The following is a 21,726-nucleotide window of genomic DNA, read 5'->3' as shown; positions in this document are numbered from 1 at the left end:
TTTTGTACCAGTCAAAAAGTAAGTGGGTGAAACCGGTCATCGTTTTTTGTGGTTTTGCGATCATCCTGATTATTTGGCAAGTGGTACTAAAATCGGAGATGATCACGGAACGACTGCTACAATCGCTTACGGATGGCGATTTGTCTGAGCGCGATGAAGTGTGGAGAAGAGTGCTGCCGATTTGGAATGAGAATCCGATTTGGGGAGTGGGTACAACCGGTTACGAGTACCTGACTTCCTATAATATCGGGCGTACGGTTAGTCCGCACAATGTTATTCTTGAGATCCTTTGTCTGAGCGGCGTTGTTGGCTTGTTTTTCTACCTGGTTTTTTTATTCCGGATTTTTAGGATTGGCTGGAAAACTTTCACACAGAATGGCTCTCTGCAGTCCTTGCTGTTGCTTATTCCGGTTGGCGGCCTGTTGTTAAGTGCGCAACTGTTGCAAGTGAAGATTGGGTGGGTGATTTTTGCTTACATTATCGCACACGATGTTTATCGTTGTCCAAAAGATATCGTCGGAATACCTGCCGACAAAGGCAATCTTAAATGGCTTCATTCGGGCGAATTAGCTTGACATTCGAATGAGCGAAGTCATCTTGGTGTCGAATTGACGAATCAGCTACAAACCCATTTTTCGAAATGAAAATTCTTTGTGTCATTGATTATCTCGGGTCGGGCGGATCGCAACGTCAGATTGTGGAACTGGCTCTGGGATTTAAGGAAATGGGAAACGAGGTGTCGTTTCTGACCTACTACGATATTCGCTTTTACGACCAGGCACTTACCGAGCATGGGATTAGCATTCATTGTATTCCGGAAAAAAAATATCTCCGTCGTTTGTGGAAGCTGCGGAAATTTATTCGCAGCGGAAACTATGATGGTGTTGTTTCCTTCCTCGAAGGACCGTCGTTTATTTGTGAGGCAGCCGGTATTCCTTTTCGAAAGTGGAAGTTGGTGGTGAGCGAGGGAAGTGCCAATCCAAATATTTACAAGTCGGCCAGACATATTTTCTACCGCTGGTTTCATCTTTTTGCTGACTTTGTGGTGGCCAATTCTTACGCTAATATTTCGATTGTGCGGAAAGTGAATCCCTTGCTTCCGAAAGCCAAATGCCGGGTGGTGTACAACATCATCGATTTTGAAAAATGGAAGCCACGTGGGGACTATTTTCCCCGAAATGACGGAAAGCTGAACTTGCTTGTTGTGGCCAGTCATCAGTCGTTAAAAAACCTGCGTGGTTTGGTTGAGGCCCTGGCCTTGCTGGATGACAAAGAACGGCAAAAGATTCAGGTGAACTGGTATGGCGATCGGCTGACAGAACCTTATTTCGATCAGTCGCTTGTGGAGGGACAAAAGCGTTTGGTTGAGTTAAACCTCAATGGGATGATCACTTTTCATCCGGCTACGAACCCGATTCTTCCAAAATTTCAGGAGGCGGATGCCCTGGGTTTATTTAGCTATTATGAGGGCTTTCCGAATGTGGTTTGCGAAGCCATGGCATGTGCCAAACCCATCGTGTGCAGTTCGGTGTCGGATTTACCCGATTTGCTATCGCACGACAGCAATCTTCTGTGCCAGGCCTCTGATCCGAAGTCGATCAGTCAAGCGCTTCGTTATTTGATTCATCTGTCCGACGAAAAGTTGCTGGCACTGGGCTTAAAGAATGAGGCGATTGCGAAAAAACTCTTTCAAAAAGAGCAGAATGTCGTTGGTTATCTTCAATTATTGAAATGATTCGCTTGGTTTTCAGATTCATGTCAAGCTGCCATTTGGTGGCGAGTAAAGGATTCGAACGGCTGCTGATGTTTTGCTACCGGTCGCAATTTGCCTCGTGTGGGCGGAACGTTTACTTTTATCCTTTGCACTCCTATTTCTACTACAAAACCATCCATGTGGGCAACCATGTTTATATTGGACCCGGAGCTATGTTTCTGGCTTCCGACAGTCAGATTTACATTGGGGATAAGGTGCTGTTTGGTCCGAATGTCTCGATTGTCGGCGGGAATCACGCCACCCATATTCCCGGAAAATCAATGTTCGATTATCAATTGTCAGATAAATTACCGACCGATGATTTGCCCGTGAAAATAGAGTCGGATGTTTGGATTGGCACAGGTGCCACCATTTTGAAGGGCGTCCGAATTTCGCGGGGCGCGATAGTGGCAGCGGGAGCGGTGGTTACCAAGGATGTTTTGCCCTATGCCATTGTCGGCGGGGTGCCGGCCCGGACCATTCGGTTTCGCTGGAATATCAATGGCATTCGGGAGCACGAACGAAAGCTGTACTCGCCGAATGAACAGTTAACACTGGATGAATTACTCGAATGTAAGGTTGACCGATGAAAGTACTGCTTGTTTCACCATTGCCACCACCAAGTGGCGGGATACAGTCTGTTACCAGCACACTTGTCGATTTTCTGCGTGACAGAACCTCTGGAGTTGAACTGTTGGTATGCGACACGTCGCACCACCTGCGGCCCGTCACCTCCGGGTCGGTGGTTGTTCGCGTGTTTACCGGGATTCAGAATTCTGTTGCGACGGTGTGGAAGGTGTATCGGTTGCTTCGGAGGGAGCGTCCGCATGTTATTCACCTGGCCAGTAGCGCTTCGTTGGCCATGTTGAAAGATTGGATCATCGAAAGCCTTGCCCGCAGGTTTCATGTTCCGGTTGTTATGCACTGGCATTTTGGGCGTGTGCCTGAATTAAAGAGAAAAAATAACTGGGAGTGGAAGCTGATCCTTCACATCATTCGAAATAGTGCCTGCTCCGTGATCATTGATGAGCCCTCGTTTCAAATGTTAAGGGAGGAAGGGTGTCAGAATGTTTTCTATGTTCCCAATCCCTTGTCGAATGAGGCTGAGGAAGCAATGAGAAAGTGGACTGGAAATCAGCAAATACGTCCGGCGGGAAGGCTACTGTTTGTTGGGCATGTGATTTGGGAGAAAGGTGTTTTTGAATTGGTGCAGGCCTGTAAGATGGTTTCATCGGTTGAAAAACTCACCGTGATTGGGGCGTGCGAAGAGTCGCTGAAAAGAGCTTTGCTAAAAATTGCCGGTGAAAAGGGCGGTACGGAGTGGTTGGAGTTTACCGGCGAACTGGATCAAAGGCAGGTTTGGCAACACATGGCTCGTTCGCCCGTCGTGGTTTTACCCAGTTACACGGAAGGTTTTCCGATGGTTGTGCTTGAAGCCATGGCCATGGGATGTGCCGTTGTTGCCACACCGGTGGGCGCCATCCCCAAAATGCTGGCCATTGGGGAAGAACAGGTTTGCGGCATTTGCGTTCCTGTGGGCGATGTGGACAGCTTGGGCGATGCCATCTCATTTTTTGTGTCAAATGCCCTGATTGCTGCTGAATGGGGGAAAAACGGCAGTCGTCGGGTTCTTCAGAATTACACCATGAAAAGTGTTTTCTCCAAGTATTTGTCCGTGTGGGAAAGTGCGTTGATTTGTCGTCAGGCCAATTCCCTGGTTGAAATCGAAAAGGCGGAATAGTCGCTGCATTCGTTCGCCGGCAATTACAAATTGTTAAAAATCTTTTCTGAAAATTTCTCCATGGAAACAAGTGACTTGGTTGCGCTGCTTCGCGACAATGGCGCTAAGATTCGAAAAATTGAAGGGCAGTTTTTTATGCGGCACGGGTGGATCAATTATTCATTTCCGCAATTGGCCGAAGTGCCTGTTAACCGAAGACTTGTGCAGATGCTGAAATGGCGGTATCCGATTTCTGTAATCAAAATGGGTTCAAAAATAAAGAATGGGCACGAGTATATTTTAAGGACCGATAGTTATTCGCTCGAAGGGTTTCGGAAGCAAACGCGGACGACTTTGCGAAAAAGCTTGAGTACTTGCGAATTTAAGCGGCCCTTGCTTGCCGACCTGGTGAGTTTTGGCTTGCAGATTAATCGGCAAACGCTGAAATTGCAAAAACGGACCGACAACATTTTGACCGATCAAAGACTTTGGGAAAAGTACATTTCCTCCTTTTTTGATCAGCCGGACACGATTATCCAGGGCGCGTATCGCGATGGTGTGCTGATTGGATATGCAATTTGCTACAAACTGGGCGGGAAGCATTATTTTCACCTTCAACATATCGACCGGAATTATGGCACTTATTATCCCATGAATGGTTTGATGTATTGCGTGATTAACCAGGTTTTGGCAAACGAGGGATCGATTGAGGTGTCGGACGGAATTGAGTCGTTTGTACCCTTGCCGACACTCAATAAATTTAAACGCTACATGCGTTTCGAAAGGGTGCCCATCACACGGGTCTATGTGTTGCATCCGGTGCTTGTAACGATTTTTTATCCAGTTGTTTACGTTTGTGTTCATATTCTGAAAAAGCGAAGTGTAAAAAGCCAGGTGATCAGGAATATCCTTAATCTGTACTACGGACATCGGCTCTTGTCCAGGCTTGTTTCCCGTTGTGTTTGATTTTGTCATCCCAAAAATCCGCATCTCATGATTGTCATGGCTTGTGCTACTTTTCCTCCTGAACCCGTTGTGGCGGCTTCGTTAACCTATGATCTGGCGACGGAGCTGGCACGGAACTATCAAGTTCGCGTGTTAACTCCCAGGCCTTCCCGGCCGTATGGGTTTTCCTTCAGTTCCGATACTGCCAGGCGCGATCAATTCGAGCAAGTTATTCTTCCATCCTACACCTGTCCCAAGTCGTGTCTCTTGGGCCGTATGTGGGAAAGCTACAGTTTCGGAAGGCATGTTTCCCGGTATATTCGCGACAATAGCACCAGTATTGACGTCGTCTATATTTGTGCGTGGCCTTTGCTGGCTCAGTACATGATTGCAAAAACAGCCAATCGTCTGGGTTTGAAGTCCGTTGTGCATGTGGAGGATATTTACCCGGAATCACTCTCGAACAAGATTCCCGCAGTTGGGGCTATTGTTGGACGCTTACTGATGCCATTGGATGCTTTTTCCTTGAGAATGGCCACGCAGGTGGTTGCAGTGTCCGACAACATGATGACGAGGTTTATCAGCACCCGCGGAATTTCATCCAACAAAATTGCTTTGGTTTATAATTGGCAGGAAGAGGATGTCTTTTTGGAATACCGGAAGGAGCTTGCGGAACATCAGGTCGAAGAGGAACCGGACAAGGTGTTTACCTTCATGTACCTCGGAAATATTGGGCCGGTGGCTGGGGTCGATTTTGTCGTTCGAACTTTTGCTGAAGCCCGCATTCCCAACGCCCGGCTGGTGGTTGCCGGGGCCGGTTCAATGCGGGAGCAATGCCGGAAAATTGCCGATGGCTACGGATCGTGTATCGAATTTTGGGATGTCCCACAGGGAAAAGTTCCGGAAACACAGGCTCAGGCTGATGTGATGTTGTTGCCGGTGAAATGTGGCGCGGGGATGAGTTCTATTCCTTCGAAACTTTTGGCTTACCTTTTTTCGAGAAAGCCGGTCATCGCCTGCGTTGATCAGGACAGTGATACTGCCCAAACCATCAGAAAAGCTGATTGTGGTTGGGTTTTGCCACCGGAAAATCCCGACGAACTGACGAAACTAATGAAAACAGTTGTCGGTCTTCCTCAGCAAACGATGAAGCAATACGGCCTGAATGGGTTTATGTACGCCCGCAAACATTTCTCGAGACAACGAAACTTGAATAAGTTGGTTCGTTTGATTCGAAAAAACCTCTAGTTGATTTTCGGTTGCAAAATGATCAATTCTTAAAAAGCAGAAATGAGATGAGAGCTTTTCCCCCGTCCCTCGGAAAGCGACTGTTCGATTGTATCGTCAGTCTGATCGGCTTGGTGCTTCTCGGCCCACTATTCTTGGTGTTGGCGATCATAATCAAAGTATTCGATCCTGGGCCTGTATTTTTCAGGCAAGCCCGTGTGGGACAAAAGGGGAGACGATTTTACATTTATAAATTCCGATCCATGCGCGTATTTCCCGGAGCCGAGGAAGGCTCTTTTGAGGCGGGTTGCCTGACGCGTGTGACAACAGTTGGGCGGATATTGCGCAAGTCAAAGGTTGACGAGCTGCCGCAGCTTTACAATGTTCTAAAGGGCGATATGTCGCTGGTTGGACCTCGCCCGGAGGTGAGCAAGTGGGTAGCGGTTTACCCGGATCGATGGGAAAAGGTGTTGTCAGTTCCACCCGGAATAACCGATTGCGCTTCGGTTGACTATCGAAATGAAGAGGAGTTGCTGGCATCATCCGGCGATCCGGAACACCTGTATCGTGACGAGATTCTTCCGCGAAAACTTTCCCTCTACGAAGCCTATGTTGATCATCATTCCTTTTTGGGTGATTTGAAATTGATTCTCGAAACAATTCGCGTTTGTTTATTTTGATTTTACCTGGCGATGTACATTCCGTTTTCAAAAATTCCCTTGGCCGGCAATGAACTCAAGTATTTGAAAGAAGTGCTGGAAAGTGGCTGGTATACCAGTTCAACGAAAGTGTTATTGTTTGAGCAACTGTTTGCTGCCTTTGTTGGAGCCCGATATGCCTGTGCTGTCAACTCGTGTACGGCTGCACTGCACTTAGCCATTGAAGCAGCAGGGGTAAAAGCCGGCGATCTGGTGGTCATCCCGGTAATGACCTTCACGGCCACTGCCGAAGTGGTTCGGTACATTGGAGCACATCCGGTTTTTGCGGATGTTGACTACGATACCCGTTTGATGTCGCCCGGGGGGTTACAGAAAATACTGGACAAAAATACTGGAATCAAGGCGGTCATTCCCGTTCACTATGGCGGACAATCCTGCGTGATGACGACCGAGGATAAAACCGGCATTCTGGATATTTGCAGCAGAAAGCAGGTGGTTGTTATCGAGGACGCGGCCCACGCTTTTCCGACCAAATTTGGTGACAAGTATGTGGGTTCATTTGGGAATGTAACCTGTTTTAGCTTTTACGCCAATAAGACGATCACTACGGGCGAAGGAGGCATGCTGGTCACCAACGACGAGACCTTGTACAACCGTGTGAAAGTGATGCGGCTGCACGGAATAAGCCGGGATGTTTGGGATCGTTTTACAGGACAAGGTGCCCTTTGGGAATACGATGTTATTGCGCCGGGCTGTAAGTACAATATGCCCGATATCAATGCGGCTATTGGTCTTGCCCAATTCGAAAAAGCGGAGTATTTCAGGATGCAGCGGCAGCGCTGCGCCTTGTTTTACATGCGCGGGTTGAGTGATATTCCCAATATTGATTTGCCTGTCTGCCGGGAGCCGGTTGAAAACCATTCGTGGCACCTTTTCCCAATCATCATCAGGCCCGAGGCACCGGTATCACGAAATCGCTTTATCGATCTGATGAACGAGCAGGGCGTTGGAACTTCGGTTCATTACAAACCCCTGCACCGTATGACCTACTATCGGGAGGCTTATGACTTAAAAGCCGATGATTTCCCGAATGCTGAAAGAATCTGGCAGGGCACGGTTTCTTTGCCGGTGTATCCGGATTTGTCGGATGATGACTTGATGTACATCTGCCAAACCATTCGTAAAATCTTAAGCTAATTCTTTGGTTCGCTCGTGCTTTTCTTGAATCAGAAAATATTAAAATGCAATGAAGGATGCTTTAAAAGTTGGTGTAATATTGGATGGGCAAACGGTTAATCGTTGGGTTTACCAGCTGCTCGAGGAAATTATAGCGTCGGACTATGCGCACATTGTGACGGTGGTTTACGCGGATATCGACCAGGTGAATCCATCGCTCAAAAAGCTCCCGCTGGCATACCAATTTCACTGTTGGCTCGATAAGTTTATTTTTCAGCGCAGAGCCGCACTGAGCCAGCCCGTTAATCTTGACCAGCTGCTGCATGATGTTCCCGAATTGATTTTTTATCCCCGGCATTTGAGATTGCAGGTCGGGGAGTGGCAGGGTGAACTGGATGTTTTGTTGAACTTCAGTTCCCTCGTTGTGCGCGATCCGAAAGTACAGCTGGCCCGTTTCGGGATGTGGCGATTTTCTATTGACAATCAGCAAGATGAAGGCTGCGTTTCCAGTTGCTACTGGGAGATGGTTAACCACGATCCGGTTATCGACCTTAGCCTGCGTTGTACAAATAGCGATTTAAAAAATGAAATTGTGGTTCATCGAAGCAAGCTCCCGGTCAATTACAATTCTGTGTGTGTCAATCAGCATCAGGTCTATTCGGTTGGAAAACTGGTGATTTTGCGTTTGTTGAAGGGCATTTTCAACTTTGGGCCCGATTATCTTTATCAACAGGCCAACAGGTACGACCAGTCTGTTTTTATGGTGAAGCATGAAGAGCGGCTTCCAGACTCCAATTACCAGGCCCTGGCAAATTTACTCCGGGTTTTGTTCCGGTATCTGCACTTGCATTTTACCTATCGAAATCGCTGGCGATGGTTCCTGAATTTTCGAATCGATGGTAATCCGTTCCCTTACTTATCGGGTGCCTATCAATCGTTGGTACCGCCTGCCGACCGATTTTGGGCCGATCCCTTCGTTGTGTCCGGGAGCAGCAAGATTTTTGTTTTCGTTGAAGAATTTATTTATCGGGCCGGAAAAGGACATATCAGCGTTTTGGAATTGAACAAAGAAGGAAAGTTGCTGGGCACCGAAAAAATATTGGAAAAGCCTTACCATTTATCTTATCCATTTGTTTTTGAGTTTGCTAACAATTATTATATGATTCCCGAAACATCAGAAAATGAAACAATTGAATTGTATCGTTGTGTTAGATTCCCCGACAAATGGAGCTTTGTCGTCAACCTGATGGAAGGGGTGAACGCAGCGGATACAACCATGCTGTTTCATGAGGGAAAGTGGTGGCTCTTTACTGCGATTAACCAGCTCCCCGAATTCCCCGATCACCGGGAGCTATTTCTTTTTTATGCGAATCACTTGTTTGCCACCGAGTGGACTGCGCATCCGTCAAATCCAATTGTAACCGATGTGCGCACCGCACGACCGGCAGGGAAGATTTTCAGGTCTGAAAACCGGATTTATCGACCTGCTCAGGATTGTGCAGGCAGGTATGGAAGAGCATTTAATTTGAATGAAATAACGGTGTTGAATGAACAGGAATATGCCGAACAGACGGTTTTGAAATGTGAAGCAGACTGGGAATCCAGGCTGGGCGGAACTCACACCTTCAATTTTGATAATGGAGTCACGCTTATTGATGTTTATAAACTTTATAAGCGGTTTAGCTTTTATTCGGTTTGATCTAAATTGAGCAATATGCAAAAAGTGATTGATGATGCTTGTAATTTCGAGAGAGCCGTTCTCAAAGAATCAAGCAAACCAAGGAGTTTGGTGACTAAGTTAGTGATGAAGATTCGGAACAAAATCTTTACCCTGAAAGGGCGGACGAACTATTTTTTTCTACGGCACACCGCTCCGCGATCGGATAACCTGTCAGCTTCAGAAAAGCAATTCTTTGAAGTTGGCGATTGGGTGGAGGTGCGTCAGATGCGCGAAATTGCGGGAACTCTGGATGAACACGGAAAATGCAATGGGCTATATTTTATGCCGGAAATGGAAGAATATTGTGGTAAACGGTTTCAGATTATCAAGATCGCAAAAAAGATAAGACTTGAATCGACCGGCGAACTCCGAAAATTACGGGTACCTTCCTATTTTTTGGACAAGGTGTACTGTAACGGCAATTTTCAGGGGGGCTGCGACCGGCTGTGTTTCCATTATTGGCGCGCGGTGTGGCTAAAGCCGATTGAATAAATCAGGGTAGTTTCGACGATTTCATTGGTAGGTGTGACGGACATGCCCAGTGGTGTGGCTGTGTCCGCTTCTGTTGCGCATATTTTCTTTTCAATGCTACAAGTAAGGCAGTCATGAATGAATTGATTTATAAATCTATTCGAAATTTTGTTGTGCCTCGATATTTCGTGCTGCTCACGGATATCGTGATTACAGCGGGCAGCTTTTTTGCAGCCTATGTGTTGCGTTTGAACTTCAACCTCACGGAGATTTCTGTCCGGCAAATGACTGAGCAGTTGCTGTATATTATTCTGCCGCTGTATCTCATGGCCTTCTTGTTTACTGGCTCGTTCAAGGGAATTGTCAGACACTCGTCTATTGAAGATGCCGTCCGTTTGTGTGTAGCCATTAGCGGAGCAATGCTTTTTTCGCTTCTAGTTGCCTGGTTTTCCCGAAGGTATTTAGTACAGGCGTGGTTTCTTCCTTATTCGGTTGTATTGATTCATGCCGCCATTGTCTCTGTGCTGTTAATGGGCGTACGAATCTTGACAAGGGGTTTGTACTACACATATATCATTCAGCATAAATACTACAAGCGTGTGTTCATATTTGGGGCGGGCGAGATGGGAAAGATTGCCGCAAACGTGCTTGAAAATGAGCATTATACTCGGATTCATGTCATGGGCTTTATCGACGACGATAAATCCTTGATCGGCAAGCGGCTCTTGGGGAAACCTATTTTTTCGGAAGATTATGTATTTCGAAAAGCACTCAAGCGAATGGAAATTCGCGAAGTGATTCTGGCCGTGGATAAAGGCAACATTGAACCCGCTCGAAAGAAAGCGCTTTTTGATCGTTGTTTGATGAATGGACTGGGTGTCCGTGAAGTTTCTCCGTTCTCTGACTGGATTGATGGAAAATTGAAGTGGAATCAAATTAATGAGGTGCGGATTGAAGACCTGCTTGGGCGTGAGCCAATCCGGCTGGATATGACAAATATTTCGAAAGGACTGAAAAATGCGGTGGTTTTGGTAACCGGTGCCGCTGGTTCGATCGGGTCGGAGATGGTAAGACAGTTATTGTCGCTCGATTTGCAGCAAGTTGTTTTGCTCGATCAGTCCGAATCCGGACTTTACGATTTGCAAAACGAGTTAAAAGCTTCCTTTCCGGAGAGTCGTTTTGATGTTATTGTGGCCAGCGTGGTTGATCGGCGGCGCATGCGATTTTTATTCGAAAAATATCGCCCAAAATATGTGTTTCATGCTGCTGCCTACAAGCACGTTCCGCTCATGGAAGCCGCACCCTATGAAGCCATCCGGGTAAACGTGGGAGGAACCTGTTTGCTGGCAGATCTTTCTGTCGAATTTAATGTGAAGAAATTTGTGATGATTTCGACCGATAAAGCGGTTAATCCAACCAATGTCATGGGGGCATCGAAGCGAATTTGTGAGTTGTATATTCAGGCGCTTTCACAAGCGAACCACAAGGAAACACAGTTTATTACCACCCGATTTGGAAATGTGTTGGGTTCCAATGGTTCGGTAGTTCCGCTTTTCCGAAAGCAAATTGAAAGCGGAAAGCCACTGACTGTGACTCACCCCGATATTATCCGTTATTTCATGACCATCCCCGAAGCCTGTCAGTTGGTCTTGGAAGCTGGCTTTATGGGGCGCGGTGGCGAAATTTTCATGTTTGATATGGGGGAGCCGGTAAAAATATACAATCTGGCGATAAAAATGATCGCACTGGCGGGTTTGAAACCCGAGAACATTCCGATTGAAATTACAGGTTTGCGTCCTGGCGAGAAGTTGTACGAAGAATTGTTGACCAATCACGACAATACCATTCAAACGCATCACGCGAAGATTCGGATGGCGAAAGTTTGCAAGTTGGATTTTGGGAGTGTGAAGTATGCGGTTGATGCCTTGTTGATTGCTTCACAATTTGAATCAGAGGAAGAGTTGGTTTGCCGGATGAAAGCGTTGATCCCGGAATTCGTGTCCAATAACTCAAAGTTTTCAACCTGCGATGAAATCATCGGTAGAAACCACGAGGGCTAAAAGTTTCTTTGCAGCGCAGTAAACGAAAGTGTGACCCTGTTGGCATGACAGGTAATTCGATTCGAAATTTTGTTGACACATTTGTTGAGACAGAAAAAGGCAGCTCATGCATGAGCTGCCTTTTTCTGCGTGTAGCTGATGGGATATGAACACTTTTTGCTGTTTAACACTTATTAATGTGTACCTTTTGTTCCGGGGGAGATAATCTTTTATCTTTACCGGTTCGAAAATAAAAAGCAAAAGACCATGATGACAAGAATGAAGAAAACAATCGCCATTGGGATCGTCCTGACTTTGGGGCTGATCTCAATATCAAATACCGTTCCCGCACAAGATGTTCAGGCTAGCATGATGAAGTATGGCCGACTGTTGCAGTTGATTGAAAGTAACTACGTTGATACCACCAATATTGAAGATCTGACCGAAAAGGCCGTTGTTGAGGTGCTCAAGCAACTCGATCCGCATTCGGTTTATATTTCCAAGGAAGAAGTTGAAAAAATGAATGAGCCGTTGCAGGGTAGTTTTGAAGGTATTGGTATTTCATTCAATATTTTTAAAGATACTTTGCTGGTTGTCGCGACTATTCCCGGCGGGCCTTCCGAAAAAGTTGGTTTGCAGGCGGGCGATCGCATTTTAAAAGTTGACAATAAGGAGATTGCCGGAATCGGTATCGAAAACAGCGATGTTTTTGACATGCTTCGCGGTGATAAGGGAACGGTGGTTAACCTGAAAGTTCTTCGAAATGGACAGCAAGACCTGCTCGACTTTCGTATTATTCGTGATAAAATTCCCATCCACAGCCTCGATGCATCCTACATGATTGACGAGGAGACGGGCTACATCAAATTAAACCGATTTTCGGCAACGACCACCGACGAGTTTACGGATGCCATTAAGGATTTGAAAAAAAGTCCCCGGTTCAAAAACCTGGTGCTGGATTTACGTGGAAATGGCGGAGGCTACCTGAAAGCGGCCATTGAGCTGGCTGACCAATTTTTGGGCGCCTTCAAAATGATTGTGTACACCGAAGGCGAAAATAGCCGGCGGAAGGACTATAAAGCCTCCGCTCTGGGCGAGTTTGAGCAGGGAAAGTTGGTGGTTTTAATTGATGAAGGTTCAGCTTCGGCCAGTGAGATCGTGGCTGGCGCCATCCAGGATTGGGATCGCGGCGTGGTGGTTGGCCGGCGATCGTTTGGTAAAGGTTTGGTTCAACAGCCCTATTTTCTGAATGATGGCTCAATGGTGAGGTTGACAACAGCTCATTATCATACGCCCAGTGGCCGGGGAATTCAAAAATCGTATGAAGAGGGCGTGGAAGCTTACCGGAGCGATTATCGGAAACGGTTTGAAGCGGGTGAGTTTTTTACCCGCGACAGCATCCATTTTGATGAAAAGCTCATGTTTGAAACCATGGTTAACAAGCGAACTGTTTATGGCGGAGGCGGGGTTATGCCCGACATTTTTGTACCCATGGATACTTCGCAAAATTACGGTTACTTCAACCAAATGGTGCGAAAAAATATTGTTTACACGGCGGCCCTGGACTACATGGACAGAAACCGGTCTGAGTTCACGCAGAATTATCCGTCATTTGATGTTTTTCAGAAAAATTTTGTCATCGAAGATGAGCTGGTTGAGAAGATGGTGGCCGAGGCCGATAAAGAAGGTATAGAACGAGACGATGAAAGCCTGGCTGTTGCCCGCCCCATTATTAAAGAGCAAGTCAGGGCGATCGTTGCTCGGGATTTGTTTGGACAAAGTGCTTATTATCAGGTTGTTAATGAAGATAGCAGTGTGGTCAAGGAAGCATTGAAAGTCCTGAAAAGCAGTTCGGAATACAACAATCTTCTGGTAGAGAACTAACGAATGACTGATTCTTTATTGACCTGGCTGACGGCTAATTACATCGAGCTGCTTGGAGCTGTTTTGGGTTTTGCATACATTTTTCTTTCCATACGGCAGCATATTTTTACCTGGCCCGTTGGTTTAATTACTTCGGCGATTTACGTTTACGTATTTCTCGTGTCGAAATTTTACGCCGACATGCTTTTGCAGTTGTACTACGTTGGCGTGAGTATTTACGGCTGGTATTTTTGGTTGAAAGGAAACCCCGACTCAAAAGCTGAATTGACCGTGAGCCGAATGCCACGCAGGTTTTACCTTCCAGTTATTGGCATCACCATCGTTTTATTTCTGATTTTTCTTTTTGGCTTGAAGTATTACACCGACTCGCCCGTTCCTTTTGGAGATTCGTTAACGACGGCCATGAGTATTGTGGCAACCTGGATGTTAGCTCGTAAGTATCTGGAGCATTGGTTGATTTGGATTTTTGTCGATTTTTTCTCCGCTTTTCTTTATGGCTTTAAAGGTCTTTGGCCAACCGTTGTTTTATTTCTGGTGTATACCGGCATGGCGGCTGTTGGCTATCGTAGTTGGAAAATTGATTTAAACCGGCAAAATGCGTAAACCAATCCGAATTGCCATTACCGGCCCCGAATCAACAGCTAAAAGTACCTTGGCTCGGAACTTGGCCAGTTATTTTGACGGTACGTTTTACCCGGAATATGCCCGTGAGTATTTTCTGAATCATTCCACAGATTACACTTATCACGATTTAGAACAGATAGCCAGAAAGCAGATTCAGCAATATCAGGAGTCAGAGCTTGGCGAGCCGGAACTCGTGTTTTTCGACACTTGGTTAATCATTACCAAGATTTGGTTTCAGTGGGCTTACCAAGCCGAACCGGATTGGCTGGAAAAGGAAATTGACAATTTGCCTATCGATCTGTATTTGTTATGCTTACCCGATATTCCCTGGGAACCGGATCCGCTGCGCGAACACGGAGGCGAGGAAAGGCTCCAGTTGTTTGCTGCTTACAAGGCCGAGCTGATAAAGCGTGAGCTGAAATTTGTCGAGATCGGAGGCTTGGGCGAACAGCGTGTTCAAAATGCCATTCAGGCGGTTCAGGCATTGCTTTCCGCTTGATTTGTTTTTTTGTCTTCCCTTGCTTTTCAGTAATAAAAAGGGGACTTTTGTTTAAGGTTAAATCTCCAGAAAGTTTCCCGAAATCAAAAAAAGATAGTCAGATGAAAATTGCCACAGACATAACGAAACTGGTAGCCAACACGCCGATGGTTGAGCTGAACAGATTGACGAAAGGCTGTTTGGCTCGGGTGATTGTGAAGCTCGAGTCGCAGAATCCGGGAAGTTCGGTAAAAGATCGGCTGGCACTGGCCATGATTGAAAGCGCTGAAAGAGAAGGCCGGATCAATAAGGATACGGTAATTATTGAACCCACCAGCGGAAATACCGGCATTGGCTTGGCCATGGTTTGTGCGGTAAAAGGATATCGGCTGAAAATTGTGATGCCCGAAAGCGTGTCGGTCGAACGCCGGGTTGTGCTGAAGGCCTATGGTGCTGAGCTGGTTCTTACATCGGCAAAAGGGGGCATGCGCGAGGCGATTGAGCAAACCGAGGAACTGGCAAGGGAGTTGGAGAATGTTTTTATTCCCATGCAGTTTGCCAATCCGGCCAATGTCGAAATGCACCGAAAAACCACAGCACTTGAAATTTGGAACGATACGGAAGGCACCGTTGATATTTTTGTGGCCGGCGCCGGAACCGGTGGAACCATTACTGGTGTGTCGGAAGTTTTAAAAGAGAAAAAGCCATCGGTTCATTGTGTTGTCGTTGAACCCAAAAACTCATCCATATTGTCTGGGAACCCTCCCGGCTCGCATAAAATTCAAGGAATTGGCGCCGGGTTTATTCCGAAAGTATTGAATACCAAAATTTACGATGAAGTTTTCCAGGTGTCCGACGAGGACGCATTTGAAACTGCCCGTAGGCTGGCCAAAGAAGAAGGATTGTTTTGCGGAATTTCTTCCGGAGCCAATGTCTATGCCGCTTTGGAAATCGCCAAACGAGCCGAAAACAAAGGTAAGTGCGTAGTTGTTATCCTATGCGACACCGGTGAAAGATATTTAAGTACAACCCTGTTTAATCCAGAGAAAGATGCAATCTGATTCAAAAATTCTTAGCATTTTAAACAATACAGTTGACCAGCTCTCAGCTCCACAAAGTTATGACCAGGTTTGTCACGAACATCGGCTGGGCGAGCCTTTGCCATCAACCGAAAAATTAGCGCGGATTGTCAATATGATCCGTGAAATTCTTTTTCCGGGATATTTTGGAAACACCAGCTTACGTCCGAATACCATAAAACATTATATGGGTGTTTATGTCGATGAGCTTTTTGAAAGCTTGTCTGAGCAGATTTTGGCCGGATTATGCTTTACCTGCGATAATCCGGAGGAGGTTGATATGCAGGAGCGTAATCACCATGCACAGCAGTTGGCTTCTGAGTTTATTGCGTCGTTGCCCGAAATCCGCAGAAAGTTGGTTGGCGATGTCGAAACGGCTTTTGTGGGTGATCCGGCAGCGAAAAGCCGGAGCGAAGTCATTTTCTGCTATCCGGCCATTCGTGCCATTTCCAATTATCGGGTGGCTCACCAACTGTTAAAACTAAATGTCCCGCTCATTCCGCGTATTATTGGAGAAATGGCCCATTCAGAAACAGGAATTGATATTCACCCCAAAGCGGAAATTGGCGAATCATTTACCATCGATCATGGAACAGGCGTGGTTATTGGCTCAACTTGCATCATTGGCAACAATGTCAAACTGTATCAGGGGGTGACATTGGGTGCAAAAAGTTTTCCCCTGGATGAAAATGGAAATCCAATCAAAGGTGTACCGCGCCATCCAATTGTTGAGGATAATGTCATTATTTACGCGCAGGCAACCATTCTTGGGCGCATCACGGTGGGTCAAAACTCAATCATTGGCGGTAACGTTTGGGTCACCAACAATGTCCCGCCCAATTCTAAAATTGTCCAGTTTAAGGCGCGCGAAACATCGTTTAGCGATGGCGCAGGAATCTAATCACGAACGCTTGGTGAATTTCACCGATCACTTAATAAATTGAACATGCAAAATAACTTACGTTTTGTGGCAACAACGTATGCAGGCTTGGAGCCTGTTTTAGCCGAAGAGTTGATTGGCCTTGGTGCCGATGATGTGGAACTGGGCAGGCGCTCTGTGTATTTCAGCGGAGATATCGGCTTGCTGTACCGGGCGAATTACGCATTGCGCACCGCGTTGAAAATTTTGATGCCTTTGCGAACTTTTCGCATCAAGCGGGTTGATGATCTTTATCACCAGGTTTCTAAAATACGTTGGGAAGATTATTTTGACGTCAATCAAACGTTTGCCGTTCAGAGCAAGGTGTTTAACGACTTGTTTCGCAATTCCATGTTCGCGTCATTGAAAGCCAAGGATGCGATTGTTGACCGTTTTCGGAGAATTAGCGGGCAACGGCCTTCCATTCACGTTGACCGGCCGGATATTTTGATTAACCTCCATATTTCCAATGAAGAATGTACCATTTCGCTCGACAGCAGCGGCGAGTCGTTGCACAAGCGTGGTTACCGGATCGGTAGTCATGAAGCCCCAATCAGTGAGGTTTTGGCGGCTGGAATGTTGAAATTGGCTGGGTGGAATGGACAGGAGCCGTTAACGGATCCCATGTGTGGTTCAGGCACCATTGTTATTGAAGCGGCCATGATGGCAAAAAATATCCTGCCAGGCGAAGTTCGTCAAGGGTATGGCTTTCAGAAATGGAAAAATTACAAGGAGGAAATTTTTAGGAATATAAAGAACCAAAAAGATCACAATCAGCTTGGTTTTAAAATCTACGGATCAGATATTTCCAGACAAAATATCGATATGGCCTACAAAAATGCAGAAAAAGCGAATGTGTTAGATGTTGTCCAGCTTGAGATTGCTGATTTTCGTACTTTGGAAAAGAAAGTTGAATCCTCTTTTCTGATATTTAATCCCCCTTATGGCGAGCGAATTAAATCGGGCGATCAGGCTTTTTACGCGATGGTTGGAGAGCGTTTGAAACATCACCATCCAAATACCACTGCCTGGATTATCAGTACGAACGAATGTTTAAAATCGATTGGTTTGCGACCCGAAGTTAAAATTCCACTTTACAATGGTTCGCTGGCTTGCAGCTTCCGAGAATATAAACTTTATAAAGGGTCTAAGAAATCGTCTGATTAATTTTGTTTGTAATTATCGTAATTAACTTACACCTGTTTTTCTGTCCGCAGAAATCTTGCTTACAAGAACGCTGCTCAAAGAACGGTTGAAAATGATAAAAAGACACCGGACATTATAATCCCGATTCTACGGAGCTTTTCAAACTGATTTGTGTAATGATTAATTTTCAGAAAAGTAAGTGATGATTAATCGTAGTCTTCAACAATTAAATCTTTGTCGCGAGAAGTACCACCTTTTACTTCGTTTAATTCTTCTTTTGTTAAAATTTCGAATGCATCAAAAATGTTGTTTTCGTTGTTAGCAAATAAAGTTTTCATTACTTTTAAATCTTAATGGTTAATACTTTTAATTCCTTAATTATCCTTTGTTCGCTTCTTTATTCCGAAAAAGGGAAAAAGGTAACCCACTGAAGTGCAAAAAAAATGAGTAAAAAATTCAGATTTGTTTGTAAGTCGCTTAATTACAGTTTTTTTGTGGTTTGTGTTTTTTCGTGTTTTTTTTCATTCTCTTTGGGTGCTCAAGAAAATAATGAGGAATATTCGTCTTTTGAAAAGGATAGTTTATTATCTATTGAGATGAACAGAAAAGGAACTCATTATTTTCGAATGGGAGATTTTGATAGTGCTGTCATAAGTTTTAAAAAAGCAGTTGAGTTGGATGTCAAGTTGTACGGCGAAGAGAATATGAGACTTACGACTCCACTAATTAACTTGGGTATTATTTTCAAGAACCTTGGGGAATTTGATAAAGCCATAGAAACTTACCTCAAAGCAGAAAAAGTTATAAATGGATCATATTCTTCAGATAATCCCAGGCTAGGATATGTCTTCGCCAATCTAGGTACCGTCTATAAACTAAAAGGCGATTATTTAAAGAATCAGGAGTACCAAAAGGCGGCTCTTCGGGTATTCGGCAGTGACCCGAAAAGGTATGCCGATGCCATCGTTACTGCCGAATACAATATTGCTGAGAACTTGTATTTGTTAAAGCAATATACTGAAGCAATTCAAACAAGTTTGGCCAATGTTGGTCGGGTTGATGAGGATTCTAAGTCGTATTATTACAGTTTGTTAGCTCGTGTTTATAGCGAGTTGGGGGATGTGGAGATGACTAAGAATTATTATCAAAAAACCTTTGATATTCTAGTTCAACTCAAGGGCGAGGATAGTTATGATTTAGGCCTGGAGTATTCGGATTATACCTCTTTTTTACTGTCGGTTGGTGCATACGATGAAGCTTTGGAGTATGTTAAGTTATCGGAGACGTTGGTTGCCAAATATTTTACAAAGAAGAGCCTGCAATATAGCGATGTGATGCTCAATTTTGGTGATTACTATCTTCAGCGAAGTTCGGAAGCCAGTGGTTTAAACGATTTTTATACGAAGCGAAAAGAGGATTTATTATTGGCGCTTGCGTATTATCAAAAAGCATTGGTTGCGGGTACAGATGGATTTTCGGCTTTGGATTTTTCAGTTAATCCGGCCTTGGGTCAGGAGATTTCGGAGATTCAATTGCTGGAAGTGCTGAAGAAAAAAGCCTACTGCCTGGAAACTTTGGCTGACCTAAATTTGTCAGCGTCCGACAAGCCGGAAGCCGTTGCCAATTTGACGATTGCCTTGGATGCCATTGAAAAAGCTGCAGAGCTCATCCATCAAATCCGAACGGGCTATGTTTCTGAAGATAGTCAGTTTTTTCTTTCTGAAAATCAGGAGTCTACGTTTATGTCTGCCGTTGGTATTGCTTACAAGCTTTTTCAGCAAACCAATGTGGTGGGCTATGCTCAAAAGGGGTTCGAGTTTGCCGAAAAAAGCAAATCCGCCAGTTTTTTGGCCTCGATAAAGGATTCGAAAGCAAAAAAATTTGGAGGGATTCCCGACAGCCTGCTTAATCGCGAAGATTACTTGAAAATGAATATTTCGAGTTACAAGGAAATGCTGTTTGAAGAGAATCAGAATTCGGAACCCGATTCAGCCCGCATTGAATTATTCAATTCCAAAATTTTTCAGCTGGGAGAGGAATATGGACAGTTGGTGCAGCTTTTTGAAGATTCATTTCCCAATTATTATTCGTTTAAATACAAGAATGAAGTCGTTGGTGTTGAGGATATTCAGAAACGCATGAGCAGGAAGACGGCCGTGGTTGAGTATTTGATCGAAGAGCCCAATGATCAGTTGCATGTTGGCCAGATTTTCAAGTTTATTATCACCGATAGCGAGGTGCGTTTCACGAGAGAAACGATTGATTCGACTTTTGTGGCAAACATCGAGTCGGTGTATCAGTTTTTAACCAGCCCGAAATACTTGTTTACCGGCAAGGAAGAATATAAAGGCTATGTTACTGCGGCCTATCAGCTTTATCAGGTTCTGCTGGATCCTGATCGTTTAGTTTTGGAAAACAGGGAGTTGGTGGTTGTTCCGGATGATAAGTTGGCTTACATCCCGTTTGATGCTTTGCTTTCGCAGATGCCTGATACAAGTAAGATGAACTTTCGTACGCTGCCCTACCTGGTCAATGACTATTCGATTAGCTATACCTATTCGGCTACGCTGCTTTACAACTATTTCGACAAAGCAAAACTTGCTCAGAAAGATTTGTTGGCTTTCGCGCCTAGCTATGTGGATGATGATCGCGACTACACGGAAATTTCGGAGTATCGGGCGGGGCTGCTTCCTTTACCTGCTGTAAGTAAGGAAGTTGATTTTGTTGGAGAGTATGTTTCAGGCGATATTTTTAAAGATTCGCTCGCCCAGGAGTCGCAATTTAAACGCGCCGCGTCGGACTACGATATCCTGCACCTGGCCATGCACACTTTGATTAACGATACGCTGCCCATGTATTCGAAGCTGGCTTTTTCAAAGCCTTATATGGATGAAGCCGAAGATGGATGGCTCAATACGAATGAAATTTACACGATGGATTTGAAGGCGCGCATGGCAGTTTTAAGTGCATGTAACACAGGGAGTGGTAAGCTGCAGAAAGGGGAGGGTGTGATGAGTTTGGCTCGCGGTTTTTTATATGCTGGTTGTCCCTCCATCGTGATGACACTGTGGGAAGTCGAAGATGAGTCTGGCGCTCATATTATGAAAGATTTCTACAAATTTTTATCGAAGGGTAAAACAAAAAACGAAGCTTTGCGATCGGCTAAGCTGGCACATATTCAAAATGCCGATCCTTTAAAAGCACATCCTCATTATTGGCTTGGTTATGTGGTTGTTGGAAACCCTGAACCATTGTTTAAGAGCAAAGATATTTACTTTGTTTTAATCATTTTCGGCGTAATTGTCTTTCTTTTTCTGGACCAGATTTACCGCAAAAAGAAAGCCCGGGATTAACCAATCCGGGCTTTCATTAACCATTATTTTCGAAAAAAAGACTTTACTTGCTCAAGTGAAGTATTCAGAATTTTATTCCGTGAACATTTAGGATAATTAAGGAATGTCAATTCGAATACGGAAAAAAATGAACTTTTGAACTTTAAGGATCTTGAACTAAGGAACGTTGAACTGAACAAAGGAACTAAGGATTAAAAGGACTACCGATTCATTTTTCTGCTAACAATCTTTTAATTTTTTATCGTTGACTTTATTTGCTTTCATCTGTTGGCCGGCTATTCCTCCAGGTATTTTATTTTCCTCAGGATGGCTGATGCTTTTTCCTGGTAAAAACTATCGCTGTTGGCAATTTTTGTGAACTGCCGGTATGCTTTCTTCCTGTTTTCGTTTTGCAGATAGCACAGTCCGATGTACCACTGGGCCTGTTCTATAAAAAGGTTGTCGCGGTCTTTTATCACGTTTTGGTACGAAATAAGCGCTTTTTGTGTCTGTCCGGTTTGCTGGTAGGCTATACCGGAGTAAAAGTTGCTGAC

20 protein-coding genes are annotated in these 21,726 nt (G+C 45.0%); 18 read left to right on the top strand and 2 right to left on the bottom strand.

Annotated features, from left to right (window positions below; genetic code table 11):
* The 17 genes from NC99_RS18105 to NC99_RS18025 form a co-directional block, all read left to right on the top strand.
* The coding region (locus tag NC99_RS18105; protein ID WP_162231258.1) for an O-antigen ligase family protein at nt 1–575 on the top strand (575 nt) is incomplete at its 5' end.
* 65 nt (nt 576–640) lie between these two features.
* Nucleotides 641–1,735, top strand: coding sequence for a glycosyltransferase (locus NC99_RS18100; RefSeq protein WP_053187136.1), 1,095 nt, complete (start codon nt 641–643; stop codon nt 1,733–1,735).
* A 38-nt stretch (nt 1,736–1,773) separates the two neighbouring features.
* Nucleotides 1,774–2,343 carry an acyltransferase gene (locus tag NC99_RS22620; protein ID WP_316930808.1) on the top strand — a complete coding sequence of 190 codons (570 nt, stop codon included), beginning with the start codon at nt 1,774–1,776 and terminating at the stop codon, nt 2,341–2,343.
* Nucleotides 2,340–3,494: a glycosyltransferase family 4 protein gene (locus NC99_RS18090; RefSeq protein WP_053187129.1), complete on the top strand. Its 1,155-nt coding sequence runs from the start codon at nt 2,340–2,342 to the stop codon at nt 3,492–3,494. Before NC99_RS22620 ends, NC99_RS18090 begins: the two co-directional genes overlap by 4 nt.
* Nucleotides 3,495–3,554: 60 nt before the next feature.
* Nucleotides 3,555–4,439, top strand: a complete 885-nt coding sequence (locus tag NC99_RS18085) for a hypothetical protein (protein ID WP_053187127.1) — start codon at nt 3,555–3,557, stop codon at nt 4,437–4,439.
* 27 nt (nt 4,440–4,466) lie between these two features.
* Nucleotides 4,467–5,666 (top strand): glycosyltransferase family 4 protein, encoded by a 1,200-nt coding sequence (locus NC99_RS18080; protein WP_053187124.1) that lies wholly within the window; start codon nt 4,467–4,469, stop codon nt 5,664–5,666.
* A gap of 47 nt (nt 5,667–5,713) precedes the next feature.
* Nucleotides 5,714–6,325, top strand: coding sequence for a sugar transferase (locus NC99_RS18075; RefSeq protein WP_053187148.1), 612 nt, complete (start codon nt 5,714–5,716; stop codon nt 6,323–6,325).
* Nucleotides 6,326–6,337: 12 nt separating this feature from the next.
* Complete coding sequence (locus tag NC99_RS18070; protein WP_053187121.1) at nt 6,338–7,501, top strand: DegT/DnrJ/EryC1/StrS family aminotransferase; 1,164 nt, start codon at nt 6,338–6,340, stop codon at nt 7,499–7,501.
* A gap of 49 nt (nt 7,502–7,550) precedes the next feature.
* A complete protein-coding gene (locus NC99_RS18065) occupies nt 7,551–9,179 on the top strand; it encodes a glucosamine inositolphosphorylceramide transferase family protein (protein ID WP_053187118.1) in 1,629 nt (542 codons plus the stop codon).
* A 90-nt stretch (nt 9,180–9,269) separates the two neighbouring features.
* Nucleotides 9,270–9,692: a hypothetical protein gene (locus tag NC99_RS18060; protein ID WP_157625058.1), complete on the top strand. Its 423-nt coding sequence runs from the start codon at nt 9,270–9,272 to the stop codon at nt 9,690–9,692.
* Nucleotides 9,693–9,805: 113 nt separating this feature from the next.
* Nucleotides 9,806–11,731 carry a polysaccharide biosynthesis protein gene (locus NC99_RS18055; protein WP_053187111.1) on the top strand — a complete coding sequence of 642 codons (1,926 nt, stop codon included), beginning with the start codon at nt 9,806–9,808 and terminating at the stop codon, nt 11,729–11,731.
* 246 nt (nt 11,732–11,977) lie between these two features.
* Entirely contained in the window at nt 11,978–13,594 is a 1,617-nt protein-coding gene (locus NC99_RS18050; RefSeq protein WP_204375049.1) for a S41 family peptidase, read from the top strand.
* A gap of 3 nt (nt 13,595–13,597) precedes the next feature.
* A complete protein-coding gene (gene pnuC, locus NC99_RS18045; protein WP_053187108.1) occupies nt 13,598–14,197 on the top strand; it encodes a nicotinamide riboside transporter PnuC in 600 nt (199 codons plus the stop codon).
* Entirely contained in the window at nt 14,190–14,717 is a 528-nt protein-coding gene (locus NC99_RS18040) for an AAA family ATPase (RefSeq protein WP_053187104.1), read from the top strand. The genes pnuC and NC99_RS18040 overlap by 8 nt, the downstream gene beginning before the upstream one ends.
* A 101-nt stretch (nt 14,718–14,818) precedes the next feature.
* Nucleotides 14,819–15,757 (top strand): cysteine synthase A, encoded by a 939-nt coding sequence (cysK, locus tag NC99_RS18035; RefSeq protein ID WP_053187142.1) that lies wholly within the window; start codon nt 14,819–14,821, stop codon nt 15,755–15,757.
* Complete coding sequence (epsC, locus tag NC99_RS18030) at nt 15,747–16,676, top strand: serine O-acetyltransferase EpsC (protein ID WP_053187101.1); 930 nt, start codon at nt 15,747–15,749, stop codon at nt 16,674–16,676. Before cysK ends, epsC begins: the two co-directional genes overlap by 11 nt.
* A 45-nt stretch (nt 16,677–16,721) precedes the next feature.
* Entirely contained in the window at nt 16,722–17,861 is a 1,140-nt protein-coding gene (locus NC99_RS18025; protein WP_053187098.1) for a THUMP domain-containing class I SAM-dependent RNA methyltransferase, read from the top strand.
* A 185-nt stretch (nt 17,862–18,046) separates the two neighbouring features.
* On the opposite strand, the gene NC99_RS21995 is transcribed toward NC99_RS18025, so the two are convergent.
* Nucleotides 18,047–18,178, bottom strand: coding sequence for a bacteriocin (locus NC99_RS21995; protein ID WP_157625056.1), 132 nt, complete (start codon nt 18,176–18,178; stop codon nt 18,047–18,049).
* A gap of 258 nt (nt 18,179–18,436) precedes the next feature.
* Here NC99_RS21995 and NC99_RS18020 point away from each other — a divergent pair, with 258 nt between their 5' ends.
* Complete coding sequence (locus NC99_RS18020; RefSeq protein ID WP_162231257.1) at nt 18,437–21,193, top strand: CHAT domain-containing protein; 2,757 nt, start codon at nt 18,437–18,439, stop codon at nt 21,191–21,193.
* 275 nt (nt 21,194–21,468) lie between these two features.
* Here the strand turns inward: NC99_RS18020 and NC99_RS18015 are convergent.
* The coding region (locus NC99_RS18015; protein ID WP_157624677.1) for a tetratricopeptide repeat protein at nt 21,469–21,726 on the bottom strand (258 nt) is incomplete at its 5' end.

The organism is Sunxiuqinia dokdonensis, assembly GCF_001270965.1.
GTDB lineage: Bacteria > Bacteroidota > Bacteroidia > Bacteroidales > Prolixibacteraceae > Sunxiuqinia > Sunxiuqinia dokdonensis.
This window is presented reverse-complemented; position numbering and strand designations above follow the sequence as displayed.

Coding starts and splice junctions, on each gene's coding strand:
- NC99_RS18100 (WP_053187136.1), top strand. CDS start 641: ATGAAAATTCTTTGTGTCATTGATTATCTCGGGTCGGGCGGATCGCAA.
- NC99_RS18090 (WP_053187129.1), top strand. CDS start 2,340: ATGAAAGTACTGCTTGTTTCACCATTGCCACCACCAAGTGGCGGGATA.
- NC99_RS18085 (WP_053187127.1), top strand. CDS start 3,555: ATGGAAACAAGTGACTTGGTTGCGCTGCTTCGCGACAATGGCGCTAAG.
- NC99_RS18080 (WP_053187124.1), top strand. CDS start 4,467: ATGATTGTCATGGCTTGTGCTACTTTTCCTCCTGAACCCGTTGTGGCG.
- NC99_RS18075 (WP_053187148.1), top strand. CDS start 5,714: ATGAGAGCTTTTCCCCCGTCCCTCGGAAAGCGACTGTTCGATTGTATC.
- NC99_RS18070 (WP_053187121.1), top strand. CDS start 6,338: ATGTACATTCCGTTTTCAAAAATTCCCTTGGCCGGCAATGAACTCAAG.
- NC99_RS18065 (WP_053187118.1), top strand. CDS start 7,551: ATGAAGGATGCTTTAAAAGTTGGTGTAATATTGGATGGGCAAACGGTT.
- NC99_RS18055 (WP_053187111.1), top strand. CDS start 9,806: ATGAATGAATTGATTTATAAATCTATTCGAAATTTTGTTGTGCCTCGA.
- NC99_RS18050 (WP_204375049.1), top strand. CDS start 11,978: ATGATGACAAGAATGAAGAAAACAATCGCCATTGGGATCGTCCTGACT.
- pnuC (WP_053187108.1), top strand. CDS start 13,598: ATGACTGATTCTTTATTGACCTGGCTGACGGCTAATTACATCGAGCTG.
- NC99_RS18040 (WP_053187104.1), top strand. CDS start 14,190: ATGCGTAAACCAATCCGAATTGCCATTACCGGCCCCGAATCAACAGCT.
- cysK (WP_053187142.1), top strand. CDS start 14,819: ATGAAAATTGCCACAGACATAACGAAACTGGTAGCCAACACGCCGATG.
- epsC (WP_053187101.1), top strand. CDS start 15,747: ATGCAATCTGATTCAAAAATTCTTAGCATTTTAAACAATACAGTTGAC.
- NC99_RS18025 (WP_053187098.1), top strand. CDS start 16,722: ATGCAAAATAACTTACGTTTTGTGGCAACAACGTATGCAGGCTTGGAG.
- NC99_RS21995 (WP_157625056.1), bottom strand. CDS start 18,178: ATGAAAACTTTATTTGCTAACAACGAAAACAACATTTTTGATGCATTC.
- NC99_RS18020 (WP_162231257.1), top strand. CDS start 18,437: ATGAACAGAAAAGGAACTCATTATTTTCGAATGGGAGATTTTGATAGT.